Origin of the sequence: Sphingomonas sp., assembly GCF_035944535.1 — a bacterium.
In the GTDB taxonomy this organism is placed as follows: Bacteria; Pseudomonadota; Alphaproteobacteria; order Sphingomonadales; family Sphingomonadaceae; genus Sphingomonas_B.
Genome location: NZ_DASZBC010000005.1, coordinates 225699 through 240406, shown reverse-complemented (window position 1 = coordinate 240406; position 14708 = coordinate 225699). Strand labels below are relative to the sequence as shown.

Below are 14708 nucleotides of genomic sequence, written 5' to 3'. Positions count from 1 at the left end.
TTCAGTCTCTCAGGTGAGCGACGCAATCGATCTCGACCCGCGCTCCGGGAATAACCAGAGACGCGACCACCGTGGATCTGACCGGCGGGTTGGACGGGAACCTTGATCGGTATGCCTGATCGAACTCGGCGAAGTCTGCCGGGTCGGTGAGGAAGACCGTGGTTTTGACGATGTCCGCCAGGTCGAGCTCAAGTGGACGCAGCGCGACTTCGAGACCATCGATGCAGCGCTGCGTCTGCTCCGCGACGCCGCCATCCACTACTCCATCGGCGTTGAACGCGATCTGGCCCGACACGAAGACGAGGTTGCCGGCCTCGCGGGTCGATGAGAATGACGGAACTGACTTCATGCTCCTAGCTTCCTGGTATGGTCTCCGATGGCGGGTGCCTTGGGCCTCGTCCCGGGTGGAGCAGCTGTGTCTACGGGCCGGATTGCCGTCGGGTCCCTAGCCAGCAGCCTCGGAATGCTCCGGAAGCAGAGGAGCGAAACGGCCGTGGCTGATGCCACCATGAGGAAGACGGCGGTGCGGAAATTGGCCGGCTCGTTGAAGACGTGGTCGGAAAGCGCGCCCACAGCTACGGCGGAGAGACTGAGCAGCAGGTACTCTGTCAACTTCATGAAGGCGGTGCAGCGCCCTCGCAGTCGATTCGGCGTCGAGGCGGCGATCAGGACAGGCCACAGCGTCAGAGCGATCACTGGCCCGACCACCTGAAGCGCCATGACTCCAAGCGTCGTCCCCGCGGAACTGGTCCCGAATGCCGCAAGCGCGATGATGAACGCGAAGGCGAGGGGCGCCACCGCGGCGCGTGCTTCCGCATGCAGCAGCCCTTCATGGCGGAGACGCCTCGAAAACCGCGCAGCCAGCACTCCGCCCGCTACGCTCGACAGTGCCGCGACTAGGCCTCCGGCGAGCGCTCCTCTGGCTGGCGGCATCGCATAGGCCCGGGACAGGAGGGTGGGCAGCCACTGGAGCCACGTGCTGAACGCGACGCTCGCCATGGACCCGCCCACGCCAACCGCTGCGAGAAGGCGCCAGTTGGCACGTGCGAACGAGCCCAGGCGGACGATCGGCTCAGGCGAAACGCTTGCTGAAGCAACGACGCCTGCATCGGCTGATCGCGCAGGCTCCCGAACGAGCAGGAGCCCCAGCATGAGAAGCGGCGCGGGGACGCTGACCGCCAAGAACACAACTCGCCAAGGCTGAGCCGCGGCTGCCTGATCCACCCAAGCCAGTACCGATCCTGCGAGTGAAAGCGAGAGGCTCACCCCCGGAACCACGGTCGCCATGTAGATGCCGTAGGCGGAAGCACGCTTTTCGGGCGGGAAAAGGTCCGGGATGAGTGAGAACACGGCAGGGATCAGGCATGCCTCACCCAGTCCCACGCCGGCACGAGCGAGGAAGAGGGTCCAGAATCCGTCTGCTGCGCCGCACAGTGCCGTCGAGGTGGCCCAAACTCCCATCCCCAGGATGATGAGGTTGCGCCGGCTGTACCTGTCCACAGCGAGCCCTAGCGGCAGGGCGGCGAGTGCGTACACAAGCGCGAAGGCAGGACCTTGGAGCAGGCCGATCTCTGTATCGCTCAGGCCGAGTGAGGCGCGAATAGGCTGAACCAGGACGGCGAGCGCCTGACGATCGACGTAGGCGAGCAGGACGGAGGCCACCAGCAGCGCCAGTGCCGTCCAGGCCGCACGGGCGCTTGGGTAGCCATGACCAGATGATGCGTCTGAGACCTGCTTCTGCCGCTCAGGCATCTCAGTAGCTCACGGATATGGACGCGACGTTCCAGAAGGAGAGCAGCCAGGCCGAAATCAGGCACGCAAGCGCCGTCAATGTCGCGCCGACCCGCTCGACGATGCGCGTCTCGCTGCGGCGCCATCGCAGCCCCACGGCAGTGGCGCCGACGATCGACAGGAACACCGCGAGGATCCCGGCAACCCCGATGGCCACTGCAATCAGGTCATTCCTGGAGGAGAAGAGCGCCAGGCCGGCCAGGTCCGAAAGCCTCGAGAGGAGCCATCCGCATAGCACGAGCAGCAGGAGGTTCAGTGCGGCCGCCGATCTGACTGGAAAGCGGCTCAGGCCGCGGGGCGATGGGTCCGCTGGTTGCCTTCTCCGACCAGCCAGGGCGAGCGCGCCACTGATGGTCGCGCAGGTCAGCACGGGCAGGGCGAATCCCAGCAGCGCGAGGTTGAGCCATCGACCCTCGAGCGGACGTGTCTTCTGGAAGGCCATGGCCGCCACGTCGGTATACATGGTCGTTCGGCCCGAGCGGTCGTCCACAAACGCGAGCCGGTTCGTCCCTCCGACCTCCTCGTACAGGCCGGGGCCGATCGCACGGAAGCGGCGCAGCGACCCGTCGCTCTTCCTCTCCACGTCCATGCTCAGGGTGCCATCTGGATTACGTCGCACTTCCACCTGACCCATGATCGGTAGCAGCGGCTTCAGTCGTCCGGTATGGTTCAGCCGCGTGGAGGTGTAGAGGCCGAGCAGTCGCTCCTCAGCCGCCGGGTCTGCCCGGTATCTGGCGAGGGCGCCCGCAGGTTTCGAGGGGAAGTACCGCTCTAGAAAGCGCTCCGTGGCGAGCGCGGCGGGCGGGTAGCCGCGCCCATGGCCCGAATAGGCCACATAGAAACCCACGTCGGCGTCAAGGATGAGGCTCATCTGGGTGGCGAAGCTCGCCGTCGCTCCGGAGTGGCCGAAGATGCGGTGTGGACGGGAACTCTCCTCGAAGAAGGTGAGCCCGAGTGCATTCAGTGCAGGGTGGTTGACCCGCTGCCTGGAAAGCATTGAGGCCATGGTATCTGCCTCAACCACCCCTGTGCGCTCTCCTCCTGCGATGGCGAGGAGCGAACTCATGTACTTCGCCATGTCCGCCCCTGTCGCCGCCATGGCGCCTGCCGGAACGTCCGGGATTAGTTCATAGGGGAGCGCAGCTCCTCCCGCCCCCCTCGCCACCGCCGCATCGCGAGCGAGGTGCGGCGGCAGCGGCTGCCCGAAGCTTGACCTGTGCATTCCCAAAGGGCGGAACAGGTGTCCTTCAACGTAACGGTCGAACCTCTCGCCGGAAGCGATCTCCACCAGATGTCCAGCGACGCTCAGACCGTAGTTGGAGTAGGATGGCGTCGTGCCGGGCTTGAAGACCTGCCTCGGCTGAAATGACTGGAGCCGGGCCCTGAGTGAGCCTGGCATGTCACCGGGTCTCACCAGGATCAGGTTCTTTAGGGTGTCCTCGAATCCAGCAGTGTGCGTCAGGAGCTGGCGAAGGGTGATTGGCCCCTTCTCCAGCTTCAGCGGGACGTCGAGATGCGCTCCGACCTCCGCATCCAGGTCAAGCCTGCCCTTCTCCACCAGCTGCATGACGGCCAGCGCGGTGACTGTCTTGGAGATAGACCCGACCCGGAACAGAGTGCGCTCCGGAGAAACGGGGATGCGGTCTGCAGCGTCTTGGTACCCATAGCCCTTCGCCAGTAGCACCTCGGAACCGCGGACGACGACGACCACGGCACCGGGAATGGAGTTGGCAGCCAGCTGGGTTGGAATGAGACCATCCAGAAACGCCTCGAGATCCCCAGTTTCCAGCGGCATGACACCTTTAGCTGAACCAGGCGATTGCCTGTGAGGCTGCGCCGGACCCTCGTGGCTCGCAGGCGCCTGTGCTCCGCTGATGGATGCCGCGCAGAGCGCGGCGGCCAGGAAAGCCTTCTTCAGCATCGATAACCCTCCGCCCGGTAGCGGCCAGGGTCATGTCACTATATGAAACAGTAGGCAATATATGAAAACGACCCACTCACTTACGAGATACTGTCCTTGAGCGCGGGTATCTCCTCCAGCAGCGAAGCATTTGAGCACACCGAGATCACCCGGGCTGGCTCGTCGCCCGCAGAGACGTAGGCGTGCCGCATGGAGGAGTCGAAGTGCACCGAGTCCCCTGGCCCGAGCGTCACGGGTTCGTAGGCTTCCGAGTAGAACCGGACCTGCCCGGAGATCACGTACGTAAACTCCTCTCCAGAGTGGGAGATCATTTCTGGAAAGTCGGCAATGTCGAAAGACTTGTTGATCGCGAAAATCGGAATGAGCTGCTTCTTGGACAGTCCGGAGCTGAGAAGGTAGTAATCATAGTTTGCAGTTGATACGCAGTCCGCTCGGTCAGCCCTGTTGATGACACGCCGGCCCGGTAGCATGCGCTCCTGACTTGACGAGAACAGCTCCGAGATGTCGACTTCCAACCCCCTCGCGAGCTGCACGATCTTGTCATAGGTAAGCTGCGTCCGCCCGTTCTCCACCTTCGATAGCATCGAGGTCGAGAGTCCCGACTGGCTCGCCACCTGCGCCAAGGTCAGGCCTGCGCGTTCACGGAGGGCGCGTAGTCGTGCTGCAAGTTGTGACAATGTGGCTCCCCCGGGTGGTTGGCGCCTTGGCCTAACAGGACGCGACTTGAGTTTTCCAGCATATTCGATCTGCGCTTCTCGCTGACCGAAGTTGAATAAGTGAAACATAATTTGACGATATGACACAGTCTGACTACCTCTCATCCTCATAGGGAGGAGAGGAATTATGGGAAGAGGTAAGGCCGATCAGGTCCGGCAGGTTGCCGGAATGGCTTTGTTCGCGGCTGCGGGGATGATGGCGACTTCCGCTCTGGCCCAGACAGCAGGCGGCAGTGGTGCTCAACCGGACCGAGGAGCAGTTCCGGAAGAGGATATCGTGGTGACGGCTCAGAGGCGCGGCTCGGAGCGCCTGCAGGACGTTCCGATCTCGGTCGGTGTGGTGTCGCAGGACTTTGCGCGAGAGAACCAGATCCGTAATCTAAGCGACGTTTCCGTCTACATTCCGGGGGTGCTTCCATCTTCGGACACACCGGGACTGCGCCAGGGGTTCTTCGCGATCCGGGGCATCGGCTCGAACGATCCCACGCTAGGCGCCAACCCTTCGGTCGCGGTGTTCCTGGACGACGTGTACATAGGACATCCCAGGATCGCGAACCTCAGCCTGTTCGACATCGAGCGGGTGGAGATCGCGAAGGGACCGCAGGGCACCCTCTATGGTCGGAACACGATCGGCGGCGCGATTGCTGTAGTCACGAGGCGGCCGAGTCTGACCCAGCCCGAGGTGCAGCTCAATGCGCAGACGGTGGGCTATGGCGAGAGTAGGCTCGAGGCCGCCGCAGGCGCTCCGCTGATCGAGGGCACGCTGGGCTTCAGGCTCGCGGGGCAGATCACGGATGGATCGGGTCGGGTCAAGGAACTCACGACCGGGCGGGAGGTCGGATACGAGAGCACGCGTAACCTTCGCGCGTCGGTCGCCTGGGACGCCTCGCCGGCGCTGCGCTTCGACGTGATAGGAGAGTACGGCCGTCTCACCGGGCCGGGTGCGGCGCTGACCAACGTCCTCCCGCTGCCGGGCCATGCCACGACCGACCCGAAGGGTGACGTGGCGTACGATACCTTCGGCGACAATCTGGTCCGCGCGAGAAGCCTTTCGGGCCGCGCGACACTTGACCTGGGAGCGGCGACACTCACCGCGATCACGGCGTATCGCAGCGACGATTCCTTCTATGCCGCGGAGGCGGACTACACGACGCTCAATCTCGTCTCGCAGCGCATCGCAGTCGACCTCGAGCAGTTCTCGCAGGAGGTCAGGCTGGCTTCAGTGGGGGACGCCCCGCTGACATGGCTGCTGGGCGCGAGCTACTATCGGGAGAAGGAGCGGGAGGACGTGACGATAACCGCCGGGGGCGATCTGCTCCGGCTGTTCGGCGCGCCGGTGCCATCTTCCCTCCGCGAAAGCCAGACCCGTCGGGGACGGGAGAATGTCGACAGCTACGCGGCGTTCGGCGAGGCAACCTACGCCATCGTCGGCGGTCTACGTCTGACGCTCGGCCTCCGGTACACGCACGATCGCGTGGATCAGGTCGTGGACACGAACCGGCTGCTCGGACCGCTGCGTGCGGTCCTTCGTGACGGCGTCTACACGCCAACCGACGGACCCGTCAGGAGGCGCAGGAGCTTTTCCGGATGGGCTCCCCGCGTGGCTCTGGATTGGAAGCCAGCCGACCACGTCCTTCTCTATGCCAGCGTGACCAAGGGCTACAAGACCGGCGGCTTCGACCCTGGTCGTCCGACCGAATCCAGCTTCTCCCCGGAGAAGGTCTGGAGCTACGAGGTTGGGGCGAAGACGGCATTCCTGCAGAACCGGGTCACCTTCAACGTCGCGGGCTTCACCTACGATTACAGCAATCTGATCTCCCGCGCTCTCGTCAACACAGTGCTCCAGCTCTACGAGAGCAGTATCCGCGGGCGGGGGATCGAGAGTGACCTCGTTATTCGTCCAGTCAGGGGCGTTCGGCTCAGCAACGCGCTCACCTACATCGATGCCGAGTACAAGGACTTCCTCCAGGGCACGGAGCAGCTCGCCGGAAATCGCGTCCCTCTTCCCCGCTTCACATCAACAACTGCGCTGGACCTTGATGTACCTGTAGCCGGACTGGCGGCGGGGGTGCGGCTCGAGCATCAGCGCCGAAGCGGATCCTTCAGCGACCCGGCCAACACGCCCGACACGGCGGTCGGCGGATACGATCTGGTCAACTTGAGGGCGTCCGTGGGTAGCCCTGACGGCCGGTGGGAGCTTGGCATCTTCGGCAGGAACGTCCTGGACCGGAAGTTTACCATTCAGCACAACGTGGCGCTTCCCGGGCTCATCGAGACAATCGCCGTCAGCCGTGGTTCCTACTGGGGCGCTGACCTGGCGATCCGCTTCTAGGCAGCCTGATGCTCACCTTGGATGACAATCGATGCTAGCAGCACCCTTGGTCGTTGACGTGGCCGTCATCGGTGGCGGAATGGTCGGTACGGCCGTCGCCGCCGAGATTGCCGGTCATAGTAGCGTAGTCCTGCTGGAGGCCGAAGCTTCGCTGGGAGCGCACACCACCGGCCGCTCCGCAGCCGTGTTCGTCTCCAACTATGGCGCCGGACCCGTGCGCGTGCTGACGGAGGCGAGCAGAGCGTTCCTCGAGTCACCGCCTGTAGGCTTTTCGGAGGCGCCTCTTCTTCGACAGCGAGGCTGTCTCTTCATCGCACGGGACGATCGGAAGGGCGCGCTGCTGGCGCAGTCCGGCGAGCCAGGCGTGCGGGCAATCGCCCCTTCCGAGGCCTTGGAACTCGTGCCGGTTCTGCGGCGCAAGGCCGTGGCCTTCGCGCTCTATGAGGAGACCGCCCGCGATATCGACGTCGATGCGGTCCAGCAGGGCTATCTTCGGCTTCTAAGGGAACGCGGCGGCTCGGTGATCCTGGGCTGCAGGGTGGAGGCATTGGAACGCTCAGAAGCGGTCTGGCGCATCGCCGCTGGAGGCCGGCGAATCATCGCGGGTAAGGTAGTCAATGCGGCGGGAGCGTGGGCGGACGAGCTGGCCGGGATGGCTGGGGCGCGGCCGATCGGTCTCTCCGCCCTGCGTCGCACCGCCGCGCTGGTCCCCGCGCCCGCGGGCATAGACGTATCGGGGTGGCCCTTCGTGGTGGATGTCGATGAGACGATCTACTTCAAGCCCGACGCCGGGCACGTGCTTCTTTCCCCTGCGGACGAGACACCGAGCGAGCCCTGCGATGCTCACCCGGAGGAGATCGACGTTGCTACTGCCGTGTACCGATACGAGGAGATCACGACGGAGACGGTCAGGCGTGTGATACACAAGTGGGCCGGGCTTCGCGTGTTCGCTCCCGACAGACTGCCGGTAATTGGACCGGATCCTGAGCTCATGGACTTCCACTGGTGCGCCTGTCTCGGGGGATTTGGTATCCAGACCGCCCCGGCTGTCGCCGCGCTTGCGGCCTCCCTGATTCACCGCGAGGCGTGTCCGGAACCACTGCGTGGGCTCGGTTTTGACGCCGCATCCGTCTCGCCCTCCCGGCTCGTACCCGGACATCAGCCGGTAAGTGGTGCGGAAGCACCGCCAGGAGTGATGTCTGCTGCATCCTGATACCAGATCCTCAACCGCGAATGCTGCACGAGGTGTGAGCGACCGCCTCTTGGGCTCCGCGAAGGACGACGGTGGGGCCGGGCTGTTCTGCGGGCTCGCCGACCCTGTCCCGGACCAGCTGCTCTCACTGATCAATGACTTCCGGCAGGACGTGCGGGACCAGAAGATCGATGTCGGGGTGGGCGTTTACCGGGATGATGCGGGGCGCGCACCGGTCATGCTCGCGGTCAAGGCTGCGGAGAGCTGGCTGATGGAGACTCAGGCGACCAAGGCGTATCTCGGCCCAGCCGGCGACGAGGAATACCTTGATGCGCTGCAGCACGTGGTTTTCGGCGAACGCTTTGCGAGACGGGACAGCGTTGTCGGCGTTCAGACACCGGGTGGTACGGGCGCCCTCCGTCTCGCCGCAGACCTCGTGGCTGCGGTTGGCAGAAGTCGTTCAGTCTGGGTGGGGGAGCCGGCCTGGCCAAACTACAAGAACATCCTGCACGGCGCTGGGCTTCGGGTTCGCACCTTCCCGCACTACTCCCTCGCCGAGCAGCGGCTCGTTGAAGATCGAGCGATGTCTGAGCTCTCGAGGGCCTCGCCGGGGGACGTGGTGCTGATCCAGGGCGGATGTCACAATCCGACCGGCGCGGTCTGCAGCCCGGAGTATTGGCGCCGGCTCTCCGCGGTGCTGAGCTCCAAAGGTCTCCTCCCCTTGATGGATTTTGCCTACCAGGGCCTCGGTCGAGGGTTGGAGACAGATCGCGAGGGAGTGGAGATCCTGCTCGAGGAGTGCGGCGAGGCCCTGGTGGCCTATTCCTGCGACAAGAACTTCGGGCTCTACCGTGAACGGACGGGTGCCTTGTTCGCGGTGGCGCCGCGGCAGGAACTGGCTCGTCGGGCTCGATCAAGCCTCTGTGCACTGGCTGGCGGTCTCTGGTCCATGCCTCCAGACCACGGCGCCGCCGTAGTGCGTACGATCCTCAGCTCGGAGAAGCTGACCAGGATCTGGCGGACGGAACTGGACACCATGGCGAGGAGGCTGGCGAGTATTCGCAAGTCGCTCGCGAGGGCTCTTCCCGTTCTGGCGCAGGTCGGGGCGCAAGAGGGCCTGTTCTCGGTCCTTTCGCTTTCGGAAAATGCGGTACTCGACATGCGGAAGAGCCACGGGGTGTACATGCCGCTGTCCGGTCGCGTGAACGTCTCTGGCCTCAATCCGTCGAACCTCGAGCAGTTTACAGCCGCGCTGCGACCGCACCTTCCAGGATACACCTGAGCGGAAGTCTCGCTGACAGCGCATCATCTTTGCGGCTGACGATGGGATCGAGGGCGTACGGTCGAGTGTAGCGCAGAGTAGGGTCCAATGTTCACCATGCGAGGCCATCTTCCACGCAACTCACGCCATCAGTGGAGTGCCTGGGCTTCGCCGGCCAACCAATCACACCTTGTTGGTCAGGTGATCGTCCGTCCACTTCGTTGTGGGCGTTCCGGGGCCAGCGAAAGGCCGTGGCGTGCACGTCGTGTTCCCATTGACCCGTGACCGCATCACTATAGCCTGGATGCGCAACCAGGGGGGGGGGGAATGTCGCTCCAGATCAGGCTCGCGGCCGCGCTGATGCTGATTATGGCGGGAGGCTGCGCGCAGCTCGGGCTGAAGTCAGTTCCATGGCCGACGAGCACAGTGGTGCATGATCGTGAAGCGCTACGCTTCCTGCGCGGCGGGCCTGCCATTGAGGCTGAGCTGGGCGACGGGATCAGCGGGAAGGACGTGGGTGCCGATGGCAGGCTGATCGGGCTTTCTGCGTCGGGTGGCGGCGCGCGGGCTACCGCTTTCACCCTCGGAGTGCTGGCCGAGCTGCAGACCGTTCGGACATCCGACGGGACCGACCTCCTCGAGGCGCTGGACTTCATCTCATCGAATTCAGGTGGAAGCTGGGCCGTCGCGGCCTATCTCGCTGACCGGTCAGAGGCAGTCGGCGGCGAGTATCGCCTCGTCGATCGCGCACCTGTGCTGGCGAGTTCGTTCGTATCGGCCAGCTCGGGCCGCGTGACGTGCTGGCGCGATGCTCTGGTGCGCGTGGTCGGTGCGAAAACGATGGGGGAGATCTACTCTGGCGAGGTGGGACGCAAGCTCCCCAGGGCGTTCATGAATGCGTCCCTGTTGCCATCGCACTCGCCCTTCGTCTTCAGCGACGCCTTCATCCAGCACTACCGCGTCAGCCGCTTCGGCACCTGTGGGGACCAGTGGGAACCGGCGATAGACAGCGTCTCGCAGGTCTCGCTCGCCTTCGCGGCCTCAGCCAGTGGAACCGTCCCGGGCTTCTACCACGCATTTGCGAGCACGAGGCTGTGTGGTGATGGCAGGCCCGAGGCCGTGCCGTCCTTCTGCCACACGTCCCGCCGAGGTGGTCAGCTGGATCACCTTCGGATCGCCGACGGGGGCCTCTATGACAACATCGGCTACAAAACGGCCTTCGAGCTGATGTCGAGTTTCAGCGGCACCCAGCTTCGTCGCCGCGCGCTCATCCTGGTGAACTCGGCTACTTCAACCGAACTGGAGTCCGTAAGCTCTGGAGCCCGGAAAAGGAGCTTCTTGACCACGACGGCGGCGAACGGGGTCTTTGCGAACCAGGATGCAAGCTTCGAACGCCTGCATGGTCCGATGTTCAAGGCGGTCGGAGTGGATCGGATCGTGTTGCTGGATTTCCTGAGCGTTGCAGGATTCAACATCGCGCGGGAGGAGGATCTGAGGGGGCTGGGCAAGCTCGTTTTCTACGCCGCCCACAACGTCAACTGCTATGTCGATCCCGGCTACCACAAGGCGAAGGTGAGAAAGGTGCCTCGGGACGCGGATGTCGCCCGCAGCCTCGATGACCTGAAACGCCTTGGCGGGGACTGCTTGTCAGAAAACTTCTACCGGACCGGCACTCTGGCGAAGACGACCTACGGCTTTGATCGCGACATGTTCGACGTGTTGTTTCAGCTGGGGCAGCTCAGCGTGAGGATGAACAGGGCCCGGTTGCTGACCCTCCTGGATTAAGGTGCTGGCTCTGTCTCGCGGGACGTTCGCGTCGCCGGAATCGCGGTCCAGCGCGGGTCAGCGCCTGGAAGGCGAGGTGCTCACTGCCTGATCGCCGACCCCTTAGGGCCTGTAGCTGTTCCGGTGTGGCCGGCAAACGTCGCTGTAGTCCCGTTCTGCTATCACGCCCCAGAGCCAGGGTGCGTTGGTCAGTCCACTGTTATCGCCTGTTGCCAACGTACCCTCACGATCGTGGTGCGGAATAGCCCCAGATCGGTTCCATCTCCTGCCGGAGCGAGGCCGGAAATGCCTTATACGGTCGTCGCATCGGCGTATGCCGGACATCAACGGGGGTGGTGATGCGAAGTTTCGGTTCGGCGTTCGGGATCCTGCTTTCCGCCTCAGCCGTTTCCGGGTGTGGCCACACGTTCAATCAGGTTGCCAGGTACGACTCGGCTTCGGCTGACGCGCGGGGAACGATCACACTTTCCGATCCCAAGCTGTATACGCGAGAGGCGCTCATCAACGAGCGTGCGGCGGACGTGGCTTGGATCGACCGACTCATATCCGCCAGCGAGTCCATTCCGTTCACGCCTGACCTCGTCCGTGAACTGGAACAGATCACCGCCTTCTCGGCTTCCTTGGGCCTCAGGTTCGATCCAGCAGCCGCGCTGAACTATCGCCGAGCGCGGGAGACCGGGGACGTCCAGCAGGAGATCGATTTGCTCAAGCTGCAGCTGCAGCTTGAGCAGCTACGGCGTGATGCCGAGCTGTTCAGGGCGGCCCTTCCGGCGCAGACCTCGCCGTCCAATGCAGGGCTGGGGACGATCGGCGACGGCGGGCCGGGGCAGGCCAGCGGGGGCGTCACTGCAGCCTCTGTCGCCGAACTCAGCGCTGCCGTCGAGAAGCTCATGGGCAGTCTGACGTCGCGGCTCGACGCGGAGGGTAGACCGGCGAACGTCACGACGACGAAGGCCAGCCCGTTCGACGACTTCCGGGACCGGACTGCCTACAGGGAGATGCTCAAGAGCGCCCGGAACGCAGCGAGGCTGGACGATCTTCACGACAGCGGTGATGCGAGGCTGATACGCCTCAACTTCCAGGCGAGCGTGATACCGGATCCTGCCTTCCCGCGCTCTCTCGGCGCCGTGCAGATGCGGGTGCTGCCGCAGCAGCAGCGGCCGACTCAGGCGCAGCTTCTGGCCTGGCTCGATCATGTGAACATGTCTCCTCAGTTCCGCTCGGCTGACGGCAGACGCATTGGCGGCCGGCTTGCAGGACGCAGCAGCGACGAGTTCTTCAGCGTCGTGGAGATCGGCGGGATCGATCTGCTGCTTCCTGTCACCCTCGGGCCGGATGGTAGGTCTCAGGATCCTTCTCTCGTGCTCAGGCGCGCCCGGCTCGGCGATGCCGGAGTCGATGGCCACGTCCAGTTCGGGCTCGACCAGCTCTCGTCGGCTGATCAGGCGCGCGTCGCGGCGCTGGAGGCTGAGCTCTGTGGCCCAGGCAGCAGCGCGGACCCGCAGGTCAGGATAGCCTCGGGTAGAATCGCCTACGCGCTCGAGGCCGCGTACGACAGGGAGCTGGCGGCCTCCTACCTGCAGCTCGCCCGCAGGATCTCCGGGAAGTTCGGGATCAGCTGGTCCGGTGATGACCTGCTTGCGCGAGCCGACCAGGCTGCGGGCTTCCGTTCCCAGCTCCTTGCGCGCCTCCGCTCGCGACCTGAGTGCTCAGGCGTGGTCGGGCGCTACGACGGCGATCCTGTTACTAGGCGTTGGGCCGGTGTGGAGGCGACAGATTTCGGCGGCGACGACATCAGGATTTACGAGGTGGGCCCGCGGGAGCAGGTGCAGCAGGTCTCCACAGTTGCGAGATCGGCGAGCGGACTCGCCCTCGCAGCCGCAATCGCCGGTTCCGCACCGGGTTCAGGGGTCGCGGGCGAGGCTGCCGCGGGTTACTCCCGCCAGGCCGCCGGACGCGCGGCCGCGCTGGAGAGGGTGCCTTCGGTCGTCGGCTACTCGACTGCTGGCGATGGGGTTTTTGGCTGGGTTCTTGGCCCCCGTGCCACGCTGGACCCGCGCGGCCGGGTTGCGATGGATCAGCTGCTGAAGCCCTATGACCTGGCCGTTGATCTCTCGGTGCCGGGATGGTGGTCGGAGCTGGACCTGGAGATAACAAGCGTCTGGGCTCCGTCGCCTAATCTGCTCGCCGGCGGACGACTCTCCGGAGAGCCGCGCCGGATCAAGGTACCGCTCTCCCGGGATCCGGAAGAGGCAATCACCCAGTTTCTCCTGGAAGGGAACAGGCGAGGGGTCAAGATCACGTCCGTCAGGGGCGGGCCCGTTAGTGCATGCGCTAGCTCCACGCTGCTGATCACAGGCCAGAACCTGTGGCGTGCGGAGAAGGTCTTGGTGCTCGGACAACTCCTCAGCGGAGATGCGGTCAAGATCGCGCCCGACATGGATGCGATCCTTGTGACAGTGCCACCCATTGCGCCGCTGCCCAAGGGCAATCAGGAGCTTGCACTCCACGTGCTCACCCCACTCGGCAGTCGCACGACGTCGGACTTCCAGTACATTCCGGAGCCGTCGGGGGACGGATGCAAGCCGGCTAAGGCTGCGGCAGCAGCGGCTGCCGATTCCGTCACCATCAGCACGGTCTCTCCGCCGCTCGACTTCGTCGTTCCTTCCAAATTCACGATAGACGTGACTGGAACGAACCTTGGCAAGGTCGAGTCTGTCAAGCTCCACAACCAGGCGGGCGACGTGACAGTCGCCCAGGGAGGCAAGTCCCTGTCCGTGCGTTTCGACGAGGATGACACCGGCGCCATTCCGCCATCCGACAATGTGGCTCTGGAGTTCTTCGAGAAGGGAAAAGAGGGCGAGCCGGGTAAGCTGGTGGGCAGCAGGATGGCGCGCATCAGGAAGAAGGGAGGGGACTGATCCATGTCGACGACGGGCCGCGGATGGGCAAGTGACGTAGAGGGTCAGTTCTGGGAGATCGTGGACAAGGCCGGGCGGGTTCTCGCGGTCTTCGATCACCAGCGTTTCCACCGGATCATGTCAGGAGCGCGGGTACAGTTCTGGGACGAAAACGGCGACGGTATCTGCGAGCACGTGCAGTCGGCCGCCGACGTCGACGCGATCTTCAGCATTGCGGCCTCCGACGGGAACAGGTTCGGGTGGGGCGCGAAGAAGGTTCTCGGCGCCTACGTCGTGAAGGCACTCAGCAACGGCAGCGACACTCCGGAGGCAATTCGCCCGCGGCTCGCCGCGGTCCGGACAGGTGCCGCATCCGGGCAGGGGCTCGTCACGGTCACACTCCTCCGGGACAACGGCTTCGTCATCTAGCCTCAAGGCGCTCTGAAGGGTTTTTGCGACCGCCTCGGGGCGACGCGCAGTACCGCGGGACCTTCGACACTCCGGCGGGGCGTGGACCAAGGGGCGCGCTGATTTCCTAAATCCATCAGTTGAGGCGTCTTCGAAGAGCATTCCTCCACAGGTTCGGGATGAGCAGTTCCAGCACCTGAAGGATGGAGATGTCGTCGGACGATCGTTTTGTAAGGGGAGCAGGCCCGCACCACCGGCTGCGCAACGAACTTCCAGTACTACCGGGTTGGGCCGGGATCCTCAGGCGGAACAGGGTCTGTCGAGGGGAGACGCGACGCTCCGGCTGATCTGGATCTTGATGGCCAGAGACGGGGAAGGGGGATTTGACCCGGATTGGGTCTT

At 64.4% G+C, this 14708-nt stretch carries 10 protein-coding genes; 6 read left to right on the top strand and 4 right to left on the bottom strand.

Annotation, left to right across the window (positions count from 1 at the left end):
• Window position 1: 1 nt before the first annotated feature.
• From VGT77_RS04740 to VGT77_RS04725, 4 genes are all read right to left on the bottom strand, one after another.
• Window positions 2-349, bottom strand: a complete 348-nt coding sequence (locus VGT77_RS04740; protein ID WP_327460078.1) for a RidA family protein — start codon at window positions 347-349, stop codon at window positions 2-4.
• A complete protein-coding gene (locus VGT77_RS04735; RefSeq protein WP_327460076.1) occupies window positions 346-1752 on the bottom strand; it encodes an MFS transporter in 1407 nt (468 codons plus the stop codon). The genes VGT77_RS04740 and VGT77_RS04735 overlap by 4 nt, the downstream gene beginning before the upstream one ends.
• A gap of 1 nt (window position 1753) precedes the next feature.
• Entirely contained in the window at window positions 1754-3712 is a 1959-nt protein-coding gene (locus VGT77_RS04730) for a serine hydrolase domain-containing protein (RefSeq protein ID WP_327460074.1), read from the bottom strand.
• Between the two features lie 80 nt (window positions 3713-3792).
• The gene (locus VGT77_RS04725; protein ID WP_327460072.1) at window positions 3793-4389 is read right to left on the bottom strand and encodes a helix-turn-helix domain-containing protein; all 597 of its coding nucleotides are present in this window, start codon (window positions 4387-4389) and stop codon (window positions 3793-3795) included.
• Between the two features lie 208 nt (window positions 4390-4597).
• Between VGT77_RS04725 and VGT77_RS04720 the strand changes: the two genes are divergently transcribed.
• The 6 genes from VGT77_RS04720 to VGT77_RS04695 all read left to right on the top strand — a co-directional run bounded on the left by VGT77_RS04720 (window position 4598) and on the right by VGT77_RS04695 (window position 14327).
• Window positions 4598-6760, top strand: a complete 2163-nt coding sequence (locus tag VGT77_RS04720; protein ID WP_327460070.1) for a TonB-dependent receptor — start codon at window positions 4598-4600, stop codon at window positions 6758-6760.
• 31 nt (window positions 6761-6791) lie between these two features.
• Window positions 6792-7973 (top strand): FAD-binding oxidoreductase, encoded by a 1182-nt coding sequence (locus VGT77_RS04715; RefSeq protein ID WP_327460068.1) that lies wholly within the window; start codon window positions 6792-6794, stop codon window positions 7971-7973.
• 34 nt (window positions 7974-8007) lie between these two features.
• A complete protein-coding gene (locus VGT77_RS04710) occupies window positions 8008-9234 on the top strand; it encodes an aromatic amino acid transaminase (protein ID WP_327460066.1) in 1227 nt (408 codons plus the stop codon).
• Between the two features lie 306 nt (window positions 9235-9540).
• Complete coding sequence (locus VGT77_RS04705; RefSeq protein WP_327460065.1) at window positions 9541-10998, top strand: patatin-like phospholipase family protein; 1458 nt, start codon at window positions 9541-9543, stop codon at window positions 10996-10998.
• Between the two features lie 338 nt (window positions 10999-11336).
• On the top strand, window positions 11337-13919 hold the full coding sequence (locus tag VGT77_RS04700; protein WP_327460063.1) for a hypothetical protein: 2583 nt from the start codon (window positions 11337-11339) through the stop codon (window positions 13917-13919).
• A 3-nt stretch (window positions 13920-13922) separates the two neighbouring features.
• On the top strand, window positions 13923-14327 hold the full coding sequence (locus tag VGT77_RS04695; RefSeq protein WP_327460061.1) for a hypothetical protein: 405 nt from the start codon (window positions 13923-13925) through the stop codon (window positions 14325-14327).
• Window positions 14328-14708: the final 381 nt, after the last annotated feature.

Coding starts and splice junctions, on each gene's coding strand:
- VGT77_RS04740 (WP_327460078.1), bottom strand. CDS start 349: ATGAAGTCAGTTCCGTCATTCTCATCGACCCGCGAGGCCGGCAACCTC.
- VGT77_RS04735 (WP_327460076.1), bottom strand. CDS start 1,752: ATGCCTGAGCGGCAGAAGCAGGTCTCAGACGCATCATCTGGTCATGGC.
- VGT77_RS04730 (WP_327460074.1), bottom strand. CDS start 3,712: ATGCTGAAGAAGGCTTTCCTGGCCGCCGCGCTCTGCGCGGCATCCATC.
- VGT77_RS04720 (WP_327460070.1), top strand. CDS start 4,598: ATGGCTTTGTTCGCGGCTGCGGGGATGATGGCGACTTCCGCTCTGGCC.
- VGT77_RS04715 (WP_327460068.1), top strand. CDS start 6,792: ATGCTAGCAGCACCCTTGGTCGTTGACGTGGCCGTCATCGGTGGCGGA.
- VGT77_RS04705 (WP_327460065.1), top strand. CDS start 9,541: ATGTCGCTCCAGATCAGGCTCGCGGCCGCGCTGATGCTGATTATGGCG.
- VGT77_RS04700 (WP_327460063.1), top strand. CDS start 11,337: ATGCGAAGTTTCGGTTCGGCGTTCGGGATCCTGCTTTCCGCCTCAGCC.
- VGT77_RS04695 (WP_327460061.1), top strand. CDS start 13,923: ATGTCGACGACGGGCCGCGGATGGGCAAGTGACGTAGAGGGTCAGTTC.